The organism is Nocardia sp. NPDC051750, assembly GCF_044453135.1.
Lineage (GTDB): Bacteria > Actinomycetota > Actinomycetes > Mycobacteriales > Mycobacteriaceae > Nocardia.
The window spans coordinates 194,361-210,816 of the sequence record NZ_JBITCK010000001.1; the positions used below are offsets into that span (position 1 = coordinate 194,361).

The 16,456-nt window shown below is 65.0% G+C and carries 17 protein-coding genes; 5 read left to right on the top strand and 12 right to left on the bottom strand.

Annotated features, from left to right (window positions below; all coding sequences use genetic code 11):
* Position 1 precedes the first annotated feature (1 nt).
* The 10 genes from ACIA75_RS00595 to ACIA75_RS00640 are packed head-to-tail and all read right to left on the bottom strand — an operon-like array spanning position 2 to position 9,065.
* Entirely contained in the window at positions 2–1,183 is a 1,182-nt protein-coding gene (locus tag ACIA75_RS00595) for an MCE family protein (protein ID WP_397098391.1), read from the bottom strand.
* Positions 1,180–2,289 (bottom strand): MCE family protein, encoded by a 1,110-nt coding sequence (locus tag ACIA75_RS00600; protein ID WP_397098393.1) that lies wholly within the window; start codon positions 2,287–2,289, stop codon positions 1,180–1,182. Before ACIA75_RS00600 ends, ACIA75_RS00595 begins: the two co-directional genes overlap by 4 nt.
* Positions 2,290–2,303: 14 nt before the next feature.
* Positions 2,304–3,404, bottom strand: coding sequence for an MCE family protein (locus ACIA75_RS00605; protein WP_397098395.1), 1,101 nt, complete (start codon positions 3,402–3,404; stop codon positions 2,304–2,306).
* A complete protein-coding gene (locus ACIA75_RS00610; RefSeq protein ID WP_397098397.1) occupies positions 3,401–4,411 on the bottom strand; it encodes an MCE family protein in 1,011 nt (336 codons plus the stop codon). Before ACIA75_RS00610 ends, ACIA75_RS00605 begins: the two co-directional genes overlap by 4 nt.
* A complete protein-coding gene (locus ACIA75_RS00615; protein WP_397098399.1) occupies positions 4,411–5,433 on the bottom strand; it encodes an MCE family protein in 1,023 nt (340 codons plus the stop codon). Before ACIA75_RS00615 ends, ACIA75_RS00610 begins: the two co-directional genes overlap by 1 nt.
* Positions 5,433–6,899 (bottom strand): MCE family protein, encoded by a 1,467-nt coding sequence (locus ACIA75_RS00620; protein ID WP_397098401.1) that lies wholly within the window; start codon positions 6,897–6,899, stop codon positions 5,433–5,435. Before ACIA75_RS00620 ends, ACIA75_RS00615 begins: the two co-directional genes overlap by 1 nt.
* A 7-nt stretch (positions 6,900–6,906) precedes the next feature.
* Positions 6,907–7,770: an ABC transporter permease gene (locus tag ACIA75_RS00625; protein WP_397098403.1), complete on the bottom strand. Its 864-nt coding sequence runs from the start codon at positions 7,768–7,770 to the stop codon at positions 6,907–6,909.
* Position 7,771: 1 nt separating this feature from the next.
* On the bottom strand, positions 7,772–8,629 hold the full coding sequence (locus ACIA75_RS00630) for an MlaE family ABC transporter permease (protein WP_397098405.1): 858 nt from the start codon (positions 8,627–8,629) through the stop codon (positions 7,772–7,774).
* Positions 8,626–8,841, bottom strand: coding sequence for a hypothetical protein (locus ACIA75_RS00635; RefSeq protein WP_397098407.1), 216 nt, complete (start codon positions 8,839–8,841; stop codon positions 8,626–8,628). Before ACIA75_RS00635 ends, ACIA75_RS00630 begins: the two co-directional genes overlap by 4 nt.
* Positions 8,841–9,065 carry a hypothetical protein gene (locus ACIA75_RS00640; RefSeq protein ID WP_397098409.1) on the bottom strand — a complete coding sequence of 75 codons (225 nt, stop codon included), beginning with the start codon at positions 9,063–9,065 and terminating at the stop codon, positions 8,841–8,843. The genes ACIA75_RS00635 and ACIA75_RS00640 overlap by 1 nt, the downstream gene beginning before the upstream one ends.
* A 274-nt stretch (positions 9,066–9,339) precedes the next feature.
* Here ACIA75_RS00640 and ACIA75_RS00645 point away from each other — a divergent pair, with 274 nt between their 5' ends.
* Together ACIA75_RS00645 and ACIA75_RS00650 are read left to right on the top strand one after the other, a co-directional pair.
* Positions 9,340–10,272: an oxygenase MpaB family protein gene (locus ACIA75_RS00645; protein ID WP_397098411.1), complete on the top strand. Its 933-nt coding sequence runs from the start codon at positions 9,340–9,342 to the stop codon at positions 10,270–10,272.
* Positions 10,273–10,436: 164 nt separating this feature from the next.
* Positions 10,437–11,879, top strand: a complete 1,443-nt coding sequence (locus ACIA75_RS00650) for an ATP-binding protein (protein WP_397098413.1) — start codon at positions 10,437–10,439, stop codon at positions 11,877–11,879.
* Between the two features lie 111 nt (positions 11,880–11,990).
* Here the strand turns inward: ACIA75_RS00650 and ACIA75_RS00655 are convergent, their stop codons facing one another.
* On the bottom strand, positions 11,991–12,416 hold the full coding sequence (locus tag ACIA75_RS00655) for an organic hydroperoxide resistance protein (RefSeq protein WP_397098415.1): 426 nt from the start codon (positions 12,414–12,416) through the stop codon (positions 11,991–11,993).
* Positions 12,417–12,424: 8 nt separating this feature from the next.
* Positions 12,425–12,868 (bottom strand): MarR family winged helix-turn-helix transcriptional regulator, encoded by a 444-nt coding sequence (locus tag ACIA75_RS00660; protein ID WP_397098417.1) that lies wholly within the window; start codon positions 12,866–12,868, stop codon positions 12,425–12,427.
* Between the two features lie 258 nt (positions 12,869–13,126).
* Here ACIA75_RS00660 and ACIA75_RS00665 point away from each other — a divergent pair, with 258 nt between their 5' ends.
* Genes ACIA75_RS00665 through ACIA75_RS00675 form a run of 3 tightly spaced genes read left to right on the top strand, consistent with a single transcriptional unit; the run spans position 13,127 to position 16,238 of the window.
* Positions 13,127–14,449, top strand: coding sequence for an ABC transporter substrate-binding protein (locus ACIA75_RS00665; protein WP_397098419.1), 1,323 nt, complete (start codon positions 13,127–13,129; stop codon positions 14,447–14,449).
* A complete protein-coding gene (locus ACIA75_RS00670; protein WP_397098421.1) occupies positions 14,446–15,396 on the top strand; it encodes a carbohydrate ABC transporter permease in 951 nt (316 codons plus the stop codon). The genes ACIA75_RS00665 and ACIA75_RS00670 overlap by 4 nt, the downstream gene beginning before the upstream one ends.
* Positions 15,396–16,238: a carbohydrate ABC transporter permease gene (locus tag ACIA75_RS00675; RefSeq protein WP_397098423.1), complete on the top strand. Its 843-nt coding sequence runs from the start codon at positions 15,396–15,398 to the stop codon at positions 16,236–16,238. The genes ACIA75_RS00670 and ACIA75_RS00675 overlap by 1 nt, the downstream gene beginning before the upstream one ends.
* The last annotated feature ends 218 nt before the right edge of the window (positions 16,239–16,456 follow it).

Sequence of the window (16,456 nt, forward strand, 5' to 3'; positions counted from 1 at the left end):
CCTAACGGCCCGGAATCGGGCGGGACAGTTCATCACCGCTGACTCCCGGCGGTGGGCCGGCAGTATTGTCGGGCACATTCGGCCGGGGCGCGTTGGCCGAACCACGCACCTGCAGCGCCGGATCATTCGTCACGCAGTAGTTGTACAAACGAACCCGGGTGTCGGCGACCGGATCGGTCGGAGCGACCGGAATGGTGTTGTAATCGCAGGTGGGCCGCGGCCAGATATCGACCAGCGTGTTGAACATCCCGTCGTGGACCGGCACGTTCAGCGCCGCCGTACTGGCCCGCAGGGCCGGGAACAGGGCCGCGATCGCGGGTTGGCGCAGTTTCGCCGCGCGGGTGATGGCCACAAAATTGGTGACCAAGTTCGTGATCGGATCCTGGGTTTCGGAAACGAAACCGCCGAGCGTGGCCAGCTGGCCGGGGGCCAGGTCCAGGAGTTGGCGCACCTCTTCGTCGGCAGCGGTCAACTGCTGGAACAGTGCGCTCGCGGAGCCCGTGAGGGTACCGAGATCGGGTTGCGCGTACTGGGTGGTGTCGGCGATCACGGTCAGGTTCTCGATGAGTTGCCGGGTCTGCGGTAACAAGTCCTCCAGACCCGCCATCGCCCGGCTGATCCCGGAGATCATATTGCGCAGCCGATCGGGACCGCCGGCCAGCGCCTTGTCCAGTTCGTCGACGATCACCGTGAGCCGTTCCGGATTGAGACCGCTGATCATCGCGCTCATATTCGACAGCAGCGAATGCACGGTCACCGGGATCCTGGTGCGTTCCACATCGACCCGGTCACCGTCGCGCAGATACGGGCCGGTATCCGCGTCCGGCCGGAAATCCAGGTACTGCTCACCCACCGCGGACAACCGTCCGACCACCACCGTGCCGCCGACCGGAATCCGCACCCCCGAATCGATTTCGGCGACCGCTTCGATCCCGGTATCGGACACCCGGACGTCGGCGACCCGCCCCACCCGGGTCCCCCGGAAGTTCACATCGTTATCGGCGAGCAGTCCGCCGGACCCGCTCAATTCCACGGTCACCCGGTAGGTGCTGTTGGGCAGCAGGTTCACCCGCAGTACCTCCGCACCGAGATAGCCGCAGCCCACGATCAACACCACCACGAGCCCGATATTCGCGACGCCGACCCGGTGCCGGACCAGCCAGTTCCACAGGGGAATGTTCATCGCGGACCCTCCTGCGGCGCCGGGACGGGCTGCGGCGGACTGGTCAACCGGCCCTGGATCTTCTGCAGTACCTGCGCGAGGCTGCCGATGAACGCCGGCACATCCGTGCCGTCCGGCAGCCGGCTCTTACTCGGGTCGGTCAGTGCGCCGATACTCAGATACGACACCCGCGCCGCGACCGCCAGCGTCGGCCCCTCGAACGACTGTTCCAGCGAGGGATACAGGGCGTGCAATCCGTCGAGCGTCTGCCGCAGGTTATCGCCCATCGCCGTGAAACCACCCATGAGCCGGCGGATGCTGTCGAACAGGCTGACGAACTGCGGGCTGGTGGTATCGGTGAAATCGCCCAGCGCGGACATGGTCACCGAGATCTTCTGGATCAGGCCGGTGATATCGCGGTTGTTCTCCGCCACCAGGGCGAGCAGATCGGGGAACGCGTCCGCGGCCTGCCCCAATTCCTGTTTACGGGCGGCCAGTTCGCCGGTGAGCACATTCACCCCGTGCAGCACACTGTCGATATCCGCGGTCCGCGCGTTCAAGGCGCTCAGCACCTGGGTCATTTCGGTGATCAGATGCCCCAATTGTGGCGCGCGCCCGGCGAACATCGAATCCATTTCCGCGGTGATCCGCGCGGCCTGGTTCAACCCGCCACCGTTGAGCAGCAGCGAGACCGACACCATCAGTTCTTCCACCGAGGCCCCGGCGCCGGTGTGATCGGTATCGATGACATCGCCGTCGCCGAGCAGCACCGCATTCGGATCCTCCCGAGGGAGGGTCATGGCGATGAAGATATCGCCGAGCGGGGTGCCCTGGCGCAATTCGGCGGTGGTCCCGCGGGGCAATCGAATGTCCTCGCGGATCAGCAGGTTCACATCGGCGACGAAATCGGTGGTGGAAATATCGGTGACCACCCCGATATCGGTACCACCGATTTTCACGTGCGCCCGGTCGGGCAGGTTGAGCGCGTCCTCGAACCGCACCCGCACGGTGTACCCGGGCCCGCCGATTCCCGGTTCGGGCATCGGCACATTCTGGACCGTCAGCGCCCCGCAGCCGGGCACCGCGAGTACCGCGGCGGAGACGACCACAAGGACTCTCCGATACATCCGGTTCCTCATCCTCATTGCGTCAACCCCAGGAGTGCGGCGGTGATCCCGAAATCGGGTCCGAAATCCTGGACCCGGCCGGTACGGCAGCCGTCGGCGCGCAGCTGGATTCGTTCGCAGAAGGTGGACAGTATCTCGTTGTCCAGCAGTGATTTGTCCAGCAGCGCGTGCACGCGGAAGGCTTGGTGTTCGTGACTCACGCCGTTGGCGAGATTCTCGAAGAACAGCGGACCGACATCCACCAATTCGGTCAGCCCGCGGGCGTTGGCGCGCATCTGGTCACTGATGGTGACGAATCGTTGCAGGGCACCGGAGAGCTGGTCGCGGTTCTGGCCGACCAGTGTCGAGGTATTGGTGACGAAATCGTTCAATTGCACGAGCACCGCGTGCAGACCGGGCGACTGTTCCCCCATCAGCTGCACCAATTCGGTGAGGCGGCCGCTGAAATCACGAACGGTCTGATCGTTCTGCGCGACCACCTGCGTGATCTCGTTCAGCTTGATGATGGTGTTGGCGATCTGGTCCTTGTTGGCGAAGGTCACCTCGAAGGCCGCGGACAGATCGTCGAGCGTTTCGCGTAACCGATCGCCGTTCCCTTCGAGGAGCGGGAACAGTACGCGGCTGGCCAGCGGACCGGCCTCGTTATCGCCTTTCAGCGCGGCCCCGAGCTGGTCGAAATTCTCCAGAATCCGGTCCAATTCCACCGGTACGCGAGTACGTTCCAGCGGAATGTGGGCGCCGTCGGTCAGTTTCGGCCCGTCGCCGCTGTAGGCGGGCGCGAGTTCCACGTGCCGGTTCGTGATCAGCTGTGGCGAGATCAGCGCGGCCATCGCGTCGGCGGGTACCGCGACATCCTTGTCGAGTGCCATGGTGACCTCGACATAGCTGCCGCGCGGGGTCACGGTTTCCACCCGCCCCACCGGGACACCCAGCACCGCGACCTCGTTCCCGGCGTAGAGACCGGCCACATTCTCGAAATCCGCGCTGACCCGGATATGTTCGCTCAGGTACTGATCCGGTAGCGCGGCGATACTGTCCGGCAGTACCGAACAGCCGGCCGCGCACAGTCCGGCGATTCCGGCCGCGAGCACGCGCGCGATCCTGCGCAGATTCATTTGCCACACCCCTGAACGACCTGCGCGAAGCACAGCCAGTTGTCCGGTAGGAGCCAGGGCGCCCACACATCGGCGTAGGGCCCGTTACCGAGCACATTGTTGAATTGCCGCAGCGTCACCGGCATGATCTCGTACAGCCGGTCCAGGTTGTCCTTGTTCTTCTCCAGGCCCTGGGTCATGGTGTCGAGATTATGGATCAGCGGGCCGAGCTGACCGTTGTTCTCCAGCCCCATGTCCCGCAGCAGCGCCGACAGCGCGGCCACATTGTCCAGCAACCGGCGCAACATATCCTGGCGGGCCGCCACCGCATTCCCGATCGCCTCACCGCGGGTGAGCAGCATCAGCACACTGTTCTGGTTATCGGCGACCAGCTGCGAGACCTGATCCATACTCTGCAGCAGCGTGTCGACCTCGTCGCGCCGCGCGTTGATCACCGCGGCCAGGGAACCGATCGAATCCAGCGCGGTCACCGCCAGTTCCGGCGAATCACCCATCTGGCGGGAGAAAACATCCAGTGCCTGACGCAGTTTGCCCGGGTCGATCCGCTCGATCCGCTCGAACGAGGATTTGTACTTCGGATCCTGGATGACTTTCGCCAAGTTGTACGGCACAGCGGTATTGGCCAGCGGGATCCGGTTGTCCGCCGATTCCTCGCCCGCACCCGGGACCAGTTCGATATGCAGCCGGCCGAGAATTGTCGACATCTTGATCGCGGCCCGAGCGTCGGTGGCCAGCCGGATGTCCCGGCTGATCTTCATCACCACCTCGACCTTGTCCCCGGCCAGCCGCACCGCACGCACCTCGCCGACCTCGATACCGGACACATCCACCGTCGCCCCCGGCCGCATACCCGCGGCCTGCGCGAATTCCGCGGTCACCGTCTTATCGGTGAGCCGCAGCTGCGACAGCACACTGGACCCGATCAGCAGTACCGCCACCGCCGCCGCGGCGAGCAGGCCCTGCCACAGGAAACGGTTCTTCGCGAAGGGCAGTCGTAACCTCGCCATCAGCGGCACACCTCCGAATGCGAATCGCCACCGATCTGCGAGAAGAGACCGGGCGGCAGCAGCACACCCCACAGCGAAACGTCCAGGCTGCAGATATAGGCATTGCCGTAGGCGCCGTAGCCGGTGAACCGGGCAAGTCCGTTGAGCACGTTCGGCAGTTCGATCGCCGCCTGGTCGAGTGCGGCGCCGTTGACCAGCAGCAGTTCCACCGCGGTGGTCGCCTCGTTCTGCGCCAGCACAATATCCGGTTTGACCGTGCTGATCAGGTTGGTCAGTGAATCGGTGGACCGAGCCACGGTATCCACCGAACTCTTCAGGGTTTCGCCCTCGGCATACAGCGCGTCCATCAGGCCTCTGGTTTGGGTGATCAGTGTTTCCAGCTCCTGGCTGCGGTTGGCCAGCCCGGCGATCACACTGCTGAGGTTGGTGATCACCGCGCCCAGGATCTCGTCGCGCTGCCCGAAGGTATTCGCCAGTTCGGCGGCCTGGGTGATCAGTGCGCTCAGGGAGACCCCGTCACCCTGTAATGCCTGGATCAAGGTGTCCGACAGCGAATTGACCTGATCCGGCTGGAGCACATTGAACAGTGGTTCGAACCCGGACAGCAGCGCCGAGACGTCGAACGAGGGTTCGGTGCGTTCCACCGGAATATGCGAACCCGGCGCGACCTCCACACCTTTCTCCGCACCCGGCAGCAGCGCGATATACCGCTGGCCGATCAGGTTCTGGTACCGCACCAGCGCTTTCGTGGTGTCGGTGAGCCGCTGCCGCTGTTCGATCCGCAGCACCAGCCGGGCCTTGTAATCCGATTCGAAGTCGATCGAATCGACCCGGCCGACGCGCACCCCGGCCATCCGCACATCGTCACCGACCCGGACCCCCATCACGTCGGTGAAGGTCGCCGAGTAGGTCTCGGTCTCCCCCGGCACCGACCGCTGCAGAGTGGACCAGATGGTGACGGTCAGCACGATCGCGATCACCGCGAAAATACTGAAACCGGCAATTGTCCGCGCCAATCGCATCAGGCGGCCCCCTCCGAGTAGACATCGACCGTGCCGCCCGCCAGCACCGGTGTGAGCAGCAGTAATTCGGCCGTGGTGGGCTGCCGCCCGAGGAGCGCGGCGACGGCGGCGTGCCCGCGCAGCTGGGCGATCGGTGCACCGGCCGGTGCGGCCGCCGGCGCGGCGTGACCCGGCGGCGCCGGTTGCCCCGCGGGTGCCGGAGCAGGTGCGGCGCCGGGGAACAGCGGCACCGTGATACCCGGGATGGCCGGCAGACCGGGCAGTGCCGGGATCCCCGGGATCTGCGGGAGCGCGGGTGCCTGTATCGGCGCGGGCAGCGCCGGCACCTGCGGTTTCGGCCCCGCGCTGTCGAGCCAGCCGGGCAGCAGATTCGGCGGATACTGCTGTGGTGGAGCGGTCTGCGGGACCGAGGCACCGCCGCAGCGCGGACCGGCCATCTCGCCGTAGCGGGGGCAGTCCTTCGCCGTGTACTGCTGGAACGGCGTGAACGATACGTCCAGGCTCCACCGCATCTGCCGCTTCGGGCCCCAGCCGAACGCCCCGGACAGTTTCCCGAGTGCGGTGTTGAGGTTGGCGATGGCGGTCGGGATGGCTTCCGGGTCCTGTGCCAGCGAGCCGAACAGGCTGTCCAGTCCGGGCACCAGTTCCTTGGCCGCGTCCGGATTCCGGGCGAACAGGCTGTTCACCGAATCCACCGTCCCACTGGCATTGGCGAGCATGGTGATGAGGTTCTCGCGCCGTTCGGTGAGGGTGCGCGCGGTGGTCACCGACTCCGACAGCACGCCCACCAGCTCCGGCGCCGACTGGCTCAGCGCGGTCGTTGCGCGGCCCAGATCACCCAGCAGGTCCCCCACACCCTCGATACGTCGTACCTCGGTGACCCAGGTGTCCAGTCGCTCGATCGTCGATCCGGGTGCCCGCGCCCCCGGATCGAGGGCTTCGGAGAATGTGGCGAGGACCCGGCCGAGTTTCTCCGGCTGGATCTTGTCCAGCACATCACGCAGCACGGTCAGCGTGGTCTGCAACTGGACGGTGCCCGCGCTGGTGTCCTCGGCGATCTCGGCGCCCGCGGACAGGCGCCCGGGGGTGACACCGTTGTCCACGAGTTCGATACCCGTGACACCGAAAAGGTTGTTCGGTACGACCCGGGCGGTGACATTATCCGGAATGGTCGGCGCGATACGCGCATCCAGATCGATCCGGACCTGCTGCCGTTTCCCGGCCGCCACCACGTCCACGGCGGAGACCGCCCCCACGACCATGCCCCGGAACTTCACATCGGCGCGCTCCGGCAAACCGTCACCGGTGCTGGTGAGCACCGCCCGCACCGGGACGGCATCCTCGAAACGCCCCGTGTACCGCAGCCCGAGCAGCCCCAGCAGCACCGCCAGGACGGTCAGCATCACCAGGCCTGCGACGGACATGTGCCACGGGCGCGGCCCCCGGCCGCTGTGATCGATGATCATCGACGCCTCACCCCGAAATCCGGAAACCGGGGTCGATTCCCCAGATGGCCAGTGTCAAGAACAGATTCGCGAACACCATGACCACGATCACCATCTTGATCGCTTGCCCGGCCGCCACCCCGACACCTTCCGGCCCGCCTGAGGCGAAGAAACCGTAGTAGCACTGGATGAACGTGGCGAGCAGCACGAACACCACGACCTTCAGCAGCGAGAAGAACAGGTCGGGGCCGATGAGGAACTGGAAGAAGTAGTGGTCGTAGGTGCCCGCGGAGGTACCGCCCAGCAGGAGCACCGAGAGCTTGGTGGCCAGATATGCCACCGCCAGTCCCACGCTGTACAGCGGGATGATGGTCAGGGTGGCCGCGATCATCCGGGTGGTCACCAGATATGGCAGCGGCCGGATCGCGATGGATTCCAGCGCGTCGATCTCCTCGGCGATCCGCATGGACCCCAGTTGCGCGGTGAATCGGCAGCCAGCTTGGATCGCGAAGGCGAGAGTGGCAAGAATCGGCGCTAACTCGCGGGTGGTGGCGAACCCGGAAATCGCCCCCGTGAGCGGGCCCATGGTGAGCAGATTCAGCGCGCTGAACGCCTCCATCCCCACCGTGATCCCGCCGAACCCGCACAGAATGATCACCACGCCGACGGTGCCGCCACCCACGATCAACGACCCGTTGCCCCAGCCGACGTCGGCCGTCAGGCGTAGCACTTCCTTGCGGTAATGCCTGATCACGAACGGGATCGCGACCAACGCCTGGACAAAGGTGATGCCCTGGTGACCCAGTCGGCGGTTGGCATCCATGGGCACCGCCGCCGCGGAGGCGACCAGCCGGACCGGTTTCAGCGCGGGAGGTGTGTACGGAGAGCCCACGTCAGATCACCTTCGTCGGGAAGACGGTGTTGTACACCTGGGTGATGATGATGTTGGTGGCGAACAGCATCAGCGCCGACGAAACCACCGCCGAGTTCACCGCATTCGCCACCCCGCCCGGACCGCCCTTGGCATGCAGTCCGATATCGCAGGCGATGATCGCCGTCAGCACGCCGAACACCGCCGATTTGACCAGGGCCACCGCCATATCGTTGGCCACCGCGAACGAGGCGAACGAATTGATGAAAGAGCCCGGTGTGCCCGACTGGGCATAGACATTGAACATGTAGGCCGTCGCGAAACCGACGAAAACGATGAACCCGCACAGCAGCATGCTCACCACCACGGCCGCCACCAGCCGCGGTGCCACGAGTCTCCGAACGGGGTTGACCCCCATCACCATCATCGCGTCGATCTCTTCCCGGATCGTCCGGGAGCCGAGGTCGGCGCAGATGGCCGACCCGACCGCGCCCGCGATCATCAGCGAGGTCACCAGTGGTGCGCCCTGCCGGATGATGCCCAGTCCGGCGACCGCCCCGATGAACGTGGTGGCACCGACCTGGTTGACCAGCGCACCGATCTGGATCGACACCACGACCGCGATCGGCATGGCGACGAAAATGGTCGGTGCGGCCGACACATTGGCCATGAACCCGCACTGTTTCGCGAACTCCGCGAATGGGAACCGGCGCGCGGCGATGGCTTTCACCGTCTCGACCACGGCCTCCCGGCCCAGCGTCACCTGCCGTCCGAGGGTTTCCAGAGAACGCTGGGGATGGCGTTGCCAGAGTCCTTTGAGATCGTCGACCGCCTGTTCGAGGTCGGTACGCGGCTCCGGTTCGGACTTTCCGGCGGTCACCACGGCAGTTCCAGTCCGGTCGTGTCGAGGTCACCGCTGAGGTATTGCTGCAGCAGCATCAGCCCGGCGCCCACCACCGCGATACCGGCGGCGAGCACGCACAGCAGGGCCAGCCACAGGCCGAAGCGCAGAATCGGATTCACCGTCGTCCGTCCACCGAGGATCTTGACGACGATCACCACGATGTCGATGAGCCATACCAGCGCCATCATCAGGTCATCGCCACGTTCGAGAAGGTGAGCACCGGCCAGCACACGATCGAACCCAGGAACGAGATGATCACGTCCAGGCCGTGCATCTCACGCAGATGCGAGGTATGGGTGAGCGTCCAGACGATTCCGATGAGCCCATAGGGAATCCCGAGGATGATGAGGGTGCCGAGGAACTCCGACACCTTCATCTCATAGCTGAACAGTCGATCCAGCCGTTTGAGCATGCTGCGCTCCTTCCTTGTCCGGCCGCTACGCGCCCTCCCCGCCGGGGAACGTCTGAGACGGTCGGTCGGAGCGGTATGTTACGCACGATTCACGATCGTGTGGAAGGTTTTCAGGAAGTTCGATGCTCGACGATTACCGCTTGACACCTGTTCTAGGTAGATTTCCCAACAAGATCAAGTGTGCATAAGTTAGCGACTGTTCCTTGATACCCAGTGACTGTTGGAAGAATTTGGAGTAACTTAGTACACACCGGATCCCTGGGGAAGGACACTCATGACCGCCGCAGCACACTCCTGGCAAACCATCAGCCCGCACGGCACACCCGCGGGAAATCAGTTGCCGCTGACCACCGAGCGGACGCGCATCCGGATCAGCACCACCCACCGCCCCTTCACCAAACGCCCCCTGCAACTCACCGACGCCCTCGACTTCTGGCAGTTCGCCGGTGCCGCGGCGAACGTCATCATGCAGATGGCGAACCCAGGCGTCGGATACGGCGTCGCCGAGAGCAAGGTGGAATCGGGCTCGCTGATGAAGCGCCCCTGGAAACGCGCCCGCACCACCACCCAGTACCTGGCCGTTGCCATCCTCGGCAACGACGAGGAGAAGAAGGCCTTCCGCGAAGCGGTGAACGTCGCCCACCGCCAGGTGCGCTCCGAACCGGGCGCCCCGGTCAAATACAACGCCTTCGACCGCAACCTGCAGCTGTGGGTCGCGGCCTGCCTCTATATCGGCTTCGAGGACACCTACCAGCTGCTCGCGGGCAAGATGAGCCCGGAACAGAACGAAGCCTTCTACCGATCCTCGTCGTCACTGGGCACCACGCTGCAGGTCACCGAGGATATGTGGCCGGCCACCCGGGCCGAATTCGACGAATACTGGAACAAGGCCTGCGAGCAGGCGGTTCTCGACGATTTCGTCCGCTCCTACCTCGACGACCTACTGAACCTGCGCATGATCCACTGGTACCTGCGCATCCCGTTCCGCGGCCTGCTGCGCTTCCTCACCATCGGTTTCCTCGCCCCCTATTTCCGCGAACAGATGCAGGTCGAATGGACGGCCGCCGACCAGCGCCGCTTCGAAAACCTCTTCCTCTTCGTAGGTTTCGTCAACCGCTTCATCCCCCGCTTCCTCCGCCACGGCGGCACCCACACCCTCATGGCCGACGTCCGCCGCCGCATCAAGAAACAGAAGCAGCTCATCTGAAGCACTCCCCGGCGACCCTCACCGCGGCGGCTTACGGGCCGTTCACGGAACGCCGAGCCCCGAGGATCGGCCCGCCTACCTCCAGTGACACTTGGTAGCCAGCATCTACGTAGATACTATCTATATAGAAAGAGTCTACGTAAATGCCGGGCGATTGGAGGGTCATGATCGGGTTCATCGGCCGAGACAACGAGCTGGCGGTGCTCGACACCCGGTTACGCCGAGTTACCGACTCTGCTACCGGACTCGCCGTGGCGATCCGCGGCCGACGCCAGGTCGGCAAATCCCGGCTGGTTCAGGAGTTCTGTGACCGCGCCGCAGTGCCTTATGTCTACTTCACAGCCACCAAGGGCGCCGCCCCGAACGAGTCCCTGCCAGTGTTCCTCCGCGAGATCCGGGAATCATCGCTGCTCAGCGATGCAACGCTCGTGCCCGATCAAGCCAGTTCCTGGGCGGATGCGTTCCGAGCATTGGCGGCTCTGCTCCCGGACACGCCCTCGGTGGTCGTCTTCGATGAAGTGCCATGGCTGGCAGAGCAGGACACGACCTTCGACGGAGTCCTGCAGACAGCATGGGACCGGCTACTGTCCCGACGGCCTGTACTGCTGTTGCTGCTCGGCAGCGACCTGCACATGATGGAGCGCCTCACCGCCTACGACCAGCCGTTCTTCGGTCGAGCGGACAACCTGGTACTCGGACCACTCAACCCCGCCGAGGTCGCGGCAACGACAGGACTCGGCGCGGCGGACGCGCTCGACGCGCATCTGATCACCGGCGGGCTCCCCGGGATTCTGCGGAGCTGGCCGCCCGGCACCGCACCGCTGGAATTCCTGGAACGAGAATGTGCCGATCCGGCCGCACCGTTGTTCAGCGTGCCGGAATCTGCGCTACTGGCTGAATTTCCGACACCGGATCAAACGCTTCGCGTGCTCGAATCGGTCGGCGGTGGCGACCGCACTCATGCGAATATCGCGGCGAGCGCGGGAGGACGCGCAGGTCCCATCGCATCAGGGAGCCTCTCCCCGATCCTCCGGCGTCTCACCGCGGACAAACGAGTGCTCGCGATGGACGAGCCGTTGTCGACCCGCCCCGGAAAACCTGCGCTGTACCGGGTGGCAGACAGTAATCTCCGGCTGTACCTGGCGATCCTGCGCGCCGCACAGGATCTTTCCCGCCGCGGACGGCCGCAGGGCGCATTCCGTGTGGTTCAGCGGCGTTGGACCACGTGGCGGGGTCGAGCGATCGAGCCGATGGTTCGCGAATCACTGGAGCTCGCAGCCCTCGCCGGAAACCTGTCCTGGCCGGAAGTCGAAGCGGTGGGCGGCTGGTGGAATCGCCGGTTCGATCCTGAGGTCGACCTTGTGGGCGCTGACCGTGCGCCGGTTGCGAAACAGGTCTTCTTCGTAGGCTCTGTCAAATGGCTGGGCAGTCCGTTCGACGAGCACGACCTCACCGCTCTGCGAAGATCCGCGGTGCAGGTTCCCGGCTATACGCCCGGCGAAACCCATTTGATCGCCGCCACCAGGGCCGGAGTCGGACCAGGACTGGAATCCGCAGGCATCGACCTGGTATGGGGACCGGACGACATGCTGTCCGCCTGGCAATGAAAGGCGCCGAGCACCTGGGTGGACGCCGGGACTGGAGCTTTCCGGAATGTCCACCCAGCTGCAAGGCGTTTCACCGAGGCCGAGTGCGTACACCCGATCTCGGGTTTTGCTTCAGTCGTCGGTGACGAGGATATCGACATCGATATTGCCGCGCACCGCATTCGAGTACGGGCACACGGCGTGTGCGGCATCGGCGAGCTCCTGAGCGGCGGCGCGCTCGAGGGTCGGGATGACGACCTCGAGGGTGACGGCCAGGCCGAAACCGCCGCTGCCGTTGGGACCGATACCGACCCGGGCACCGACGCTCGAGTCGCCGAGTTCGACCTTCTTCGTCCGGGCGATCAGTTGCAGCGCGGAGTGGAAGCATGCGGCATATCCGGCCGCGAACAACTGTTCCGGGTTGGCGCCGTCGCCGTTGCCGCCCATCTCCTTCGGCATGGCCAGTTGCAGGTCGATCCGGCCGTCGGCGGTGCGGGTGCGGCCGTTGCGGCCGGCGCCGGTGGAGATGGCTTCTGCGGTGTAGACGATTTCGGGCATCGTATTCCTCATTCCTGGTGGTCTTTCCGGATTTGTGAATCGCAGAACCGCGTGGCGAGATCACGCAGCAGAACGGCTTCTTCGGGCGAGATTTCGAATTGCTGCTGGACCCGGCGCTGCACCGCGGCCACCCGCGGTTGCAGGCGCCGGCCTGCGTCGGTGAGGTGGATGGTGACCGATCGCTCGTCGGCGGTGTCGCGCCGCTTCTCCACGACGCCCAGCGTGTGCAGGCGGCGCAGCAGCGGTGACAATGTCCCACTGTCGAGCCGTAGTCGTTTGCCGAGCGCCGACACGGTGAGTCCGTCGTCCTCCCAGAGGGCGAGCAGCGTGACGTATTGGGTGTAGGTCAGGCCGAGCTCCCCGAGCCCATCCCGGTATGCATTCGACGCGACCCGCGCCGCCGAGTACAGCGCGAAGCAGACTTGCGAGTCCAAGAGCAGGTCCTTCTCCACATCGAAGATGGTGCCACACAATTTAGATTTGTGCAATTTAGTTGTGCACAATCTATCTGAGAATTCCACAGCCCGTGCAGCAAAGCTGCGGAACCAGGTGAGTCGCTCGAGTCGATTCGCGGGGCGGCGTTGGACAATCTGCGAGTACCGAAGCGGCGCTGCTCAGACGGGCGGACCGGCATTCGGGACAAGATTCACGGTCCAGATCCGGACGATTCTGCGTGAGCGCGCTCGACGCAGGCACGAGGTGATTGCGGCGTGGATGAGCGGACAGTACCGGTGGGGCGTCGCGGTTTTCTGCGCGCCGCCGGGGGCCTCGGCGCATCGCTGGCGCTTCCGGCGCTGGGCGGATGCGGCAACAACGACGATGCGCTGACGTTCTTCTTCCAGGCCAATCCCGAGGAGGTCGACGGGCGTCGGCGGGTGATCGACGAGTTCGCCCGGAGATATCCGGATATCCGGGTTCGCACCGTACTGTCCGGACCCGACCCCATGCAGCAGATGCTGACTTTTTGCGCGGGCGGTAAATGTCCCGACGTGTTGATGGCGTGGGAACAAACCTATGCCGGTCTCGCCGACCGGGGCGTCTTGCTGGATCTGACCACCCTGCTCGACGGTGATCCGGCTTTCGCTACCGAACTGCAGGCGGGAAGTGTCGCGGCACTGTACGACACGTTCACCTTCAAGGGCGGGCAGTACGCGCTCCCGGAGCAATGGTCGGGAAATTTCCTGTTCTACAACAGGAAGCTGTTCGGCAAGGCCGGCGTGCCGGCTCCCGGCCGGTGGAGCGACGCGTGGAGCTTCGCCGAATTCCTCGATATCGGCCGCGCTCTCACCGAACGTGACCGGTCGGGCAGGGTTGTGCAGTGGGGTTTCGTCGACACGTGGGTGCCCTACTATTCCGCGGGTTTGTTCGCCATCAACAACGGCGCCGACTGGGCGAGCCCGCGAACCGTCCCGGATCGTTCGGCCTTCTCCGACGATGCCTTCATCGAAGGCGTCCAGTTCTACGCGGATCTGGCCAATCGGTACGGTGTAGCGCCTACACCGGCGGATGTGCAGTCGATCTCGACCATGGACCAGTTCGCCCAGGGAAAAGCCGCAATGGCCATGGGCGGGCACTGGCGGTACCGCACCTTCTCCGATGCCGATGATCTGGATTTCGACGTTACGGCGCTGCCGTTCGGTCCGGAAAGCACTGGGGCACGGTCGAATATCGGCACAACAGGCCTCGCTATATCCGCCGCCAGTCCCAGGAAAGAGCAAGCGTGGGAGTTCCTGAAGTTCGCGTGCGGACCGATCGGTCAGGCGGTCATCGCGGAAACCGGCCTATTCGTGCCGGTCTGGAAACCCGCCGTGAACTCGCGCGGTTTCGCCGCGGCGCACACCGATATCCGGAACCTGGAAATCCTCACCGGCGGACCGGCCCGCTCCGCACCCTTACCCGTCAGCGCGGAATGGGCGCGTATCGATGCCCTGATGGACCGCTATGTCGGCCCGGTGCTCCGAGGTGCCCGGCCGGCGACATCGCTGAAGAATCAACTCGCTCCCGAGGCCGACGAGGTGCTGCGTAACCAATGACCGCCACCGAGAAAACCGTCATCGAGCAGGCTTCCGTCCCGGAACCCGCCACCGCACGACCCTCGGTCCTGGCCGTACGGCAGGCCCGGGCGGCGCGGCTGTTCATCGCACCGAACCTCCTGGCGGTGGCAGTGTTCCTGCTGTTTCCCTTGGGTTTCTCGTTCTACCTGAGCTTTCAGGAGTGGGATCTGTTCGGCCCGATCCGGTTCACCGGACTCGACAACTTCCACCGGCTGCTCACCGGAGACCCGCTGTTCGCCATTGCCTTGCGGAACACGATCGTCTTCACCCTCGGCACCCTGATCCCGACCGTGGCGATAAGCCTCGTCGTCGCCGCGGCCTTGAACCGGCGGATCAAGGGAATCGGTTTCTTCCGGACCGTCATGTTCCTGCCGCTGGCCGTGTCGAGTGTGGTGATGGCGGTGATCTGGCGTTTCGTCTTCGACACCAACAACGGGCCGCTCAATACGATCCTCGGCCGGCTCGGAATCGGGCCCATCCCCTGGTTGGTCGACCCGGAGTGGGCGATGGTGTCGCTGTGCCTGGTCAGCACCTGGAAAAGTGTCCCGTTCGCCACGGTCGTCCTGCTGGCCGCGATGCAGGGCGTACCGGAGGACCTGTACGACGCGGCCAAAATCGACGGGGCCGGGGCCATACGGCGATTCGTCTCCGTCACCGTGCCCCTGATCCGGGGTGCGCTGGCCTTCGTCCTCGTGATTTCGATCATCAACTCGGTACAGGCATTCGACCAGGTCTACGTGCTCACCGGCGGCCACGGTGGACCGGAGACGGGGACCTACGTCTTCGGCATCATGATCTTCCAGAATGCCTTCGCATTCGGTGACGCCGGCTACGCGTCCGCCATCGCCTGGCTGATCTTCGTGGTCCTGCTGGCGCTGACCGTCGCGCAAATGTGGTTCACCCGACGGAAATCGACGGAGGACTGATGGCGGCCACACGTTGGAACAACCGCGGCGTGCTCCGGGCCGCCGCGCTCTACCTGGCGCTCATCGCGATGGCCTGGTGCGCTCTGCTCCCCATCCTGTGGGCGCTGGCCGGTTCGGTGAAGAAGCAATCCGAGGTCACCACGCCGACCCTGCTCCCGCGGGATCCCCAGTGGTCCAACTACGGCACCGTCTTCGAGCTGATCCCGTTCGGCCGGATGTTCCTCAACACAGTGGTCTATGCCGGCTGCATCACGGCCGGTCAGGTCTTCTTCTGCTCGCTGGCCGGATACGCGTTCGCCCGGCTGCGTTTCCCCGGCCGGGATGTGCTGTTCGTGGCCTACCTGGCCACGCTCATGGTCCCGCTCACGGTGACCGTTGTCCCGCAGTTCGTGCTCATCCGAATTCTGGGCTGGACGGATACGCCCTGGGCACTGATCGTGCCCGGCCTGTTCGGCAATGCGTTCGGCACCTACCTGATGCGGCAGTTCTTCCGCACGCTCCCCGCCGAGCTCGAAGAAGCCGCGGTTCTCGACGGCTGTTCACCGTGGCAGATCTACTGGCGGGTGCTCCTGCCCAACGCCAGACCGGCGGTGATGGTGCTCGCGGTGCTCACCTGGGTCACGGTGTGGAACGACTTCCTGTGGCCCTTGGTGATGATCCAGCGCGAAGACATCTCCACCGTCACCCTCGGCCTGGTGCAGATGCAGGGGCAGTACGTCTCCGACTGGCCGGTGCTGATGGCCGCATCCACGCTGATCCTGCTACCGCTGGTGATCGTCTACGCCTTCGCTCAGAAGGCGTTCCTCCGGGGTATCGCCATGTCCGGCTTCGGCGGGCGATAGCAGGGAGAACCGGCGGACTACGCGGTCGCGGGGAGTTCGCTGGGACCTTCCGCACCGGCGCCGTACCTTCCCCGGTGTTCGGCGCCGGGTGCGGATTCCCGGGGGCCGGATCGCGTTGCCGCGGCGGGCCTCCCGAAGGACCAGAGTACTTGCTCCGAGCCGGATTACCCGGGAGATCGGGCCGGGGTGTCGAAAATGGGGATGCAATATTGCGTGGC

Excerpts from the sequence above, each read along its gene's own strand:
- ACIA75_RS00595 (WP_397098391.1), bottom strand. The coding sequence starts at position 1,183 with ATGAACATTCCCCTGTGGAACTGGCTGGTCCGGCACCGGGTCGGCGTC.
- ACIA75_RS00600 (WP_397098393.1), bottom strand. The coding sequence starts at position 2,289 with ATGTATCGGAGAGTCCTTGTGGTCGTCTCCGCCGCGGTACTCGCGGTG.
- ACIA75_RS00605 (WP_397098395.1), bottom strand. The coding sequence starts at position 3,404 with ATGAATCTGCGCAGGATCGCGCGCGTGCTCGCGGCCGGAATCGCCGGA.
- ACIA75_RS00610 (WP_397098397.1), bottom strand. The coding sequence starts at position 4,411 with ATGGCGAGGTTACGACTGCCCTTCGCGAAGAACCGTTTCCTGTGGCAG.
- ACIA75_RS00615 (WP_397098399.1), bottom strand. The coding sequence starts at position 5,433 with ATGCGATTGGCGCGGACAATTGCCGGTTTCAGTATTTTCGCGGTGATC.
- ACIA75_RS00620 (WP_397098401.1), bottom strand. The coding sequence starts at position 6,899 with ATGATCATCGATCACAGCGGCCGGGGGCCGCGCCCGTGGCACATGTCC.
- ACIA75_RS00635 (WP_397098407.1), bottom strand. The coding sequence starts at position 8,841 with ATGATGGCGCTGGTATGGCTCATCGACATCGTGGTGATCGTCGTCAAG.
- ACIA75_RS00640 (WP_397098409.1), bottom strand. The coding sequence starts at position 9,065 with ATGCTCAAACGGCTGGATCGACTGTTCAGCTATGAGATGAAGGTGTCG.
- ACIA75_RS00645 (WP_397098411.1), top strand. The coding sequence starts at position 9,340 with ATGACCGCCGCAGCACACTCCTGGCAAACCATCAGCCCGCACGGCACA.
- ACIA75_RS00650 (WP_397098413.1), top strand. The coding sequence starts at position 10,437 with ATGATCGGGTTCATCGGCCGAGACAACGAGCTGGCGGTGCTCGACACC.
- ACIA75_RS00655 (WP_397098415.1), bottom strand. The coding sequence starts at position 12,416 with ATGCCCGAAATCGTCTACACCGCAGAAGCCATCTCCACCGGCGCCGGC.
- ACIA75_RS00670 (WP_397098421.1), top strand. The coding sequence starts at position 14,446 with ATGACCGCCACCGAGAAAACCGTCATCGAGCAGGCTTCCGTCCCGGAA.
- ACIA75_RS00675 (WP_397098423.1), top strand. The coding sequence starts at position 15,396 with ATGGCGGCCACACGTTGGAACAACCGCGGCGTGCTCCGGGCCGCCGCG.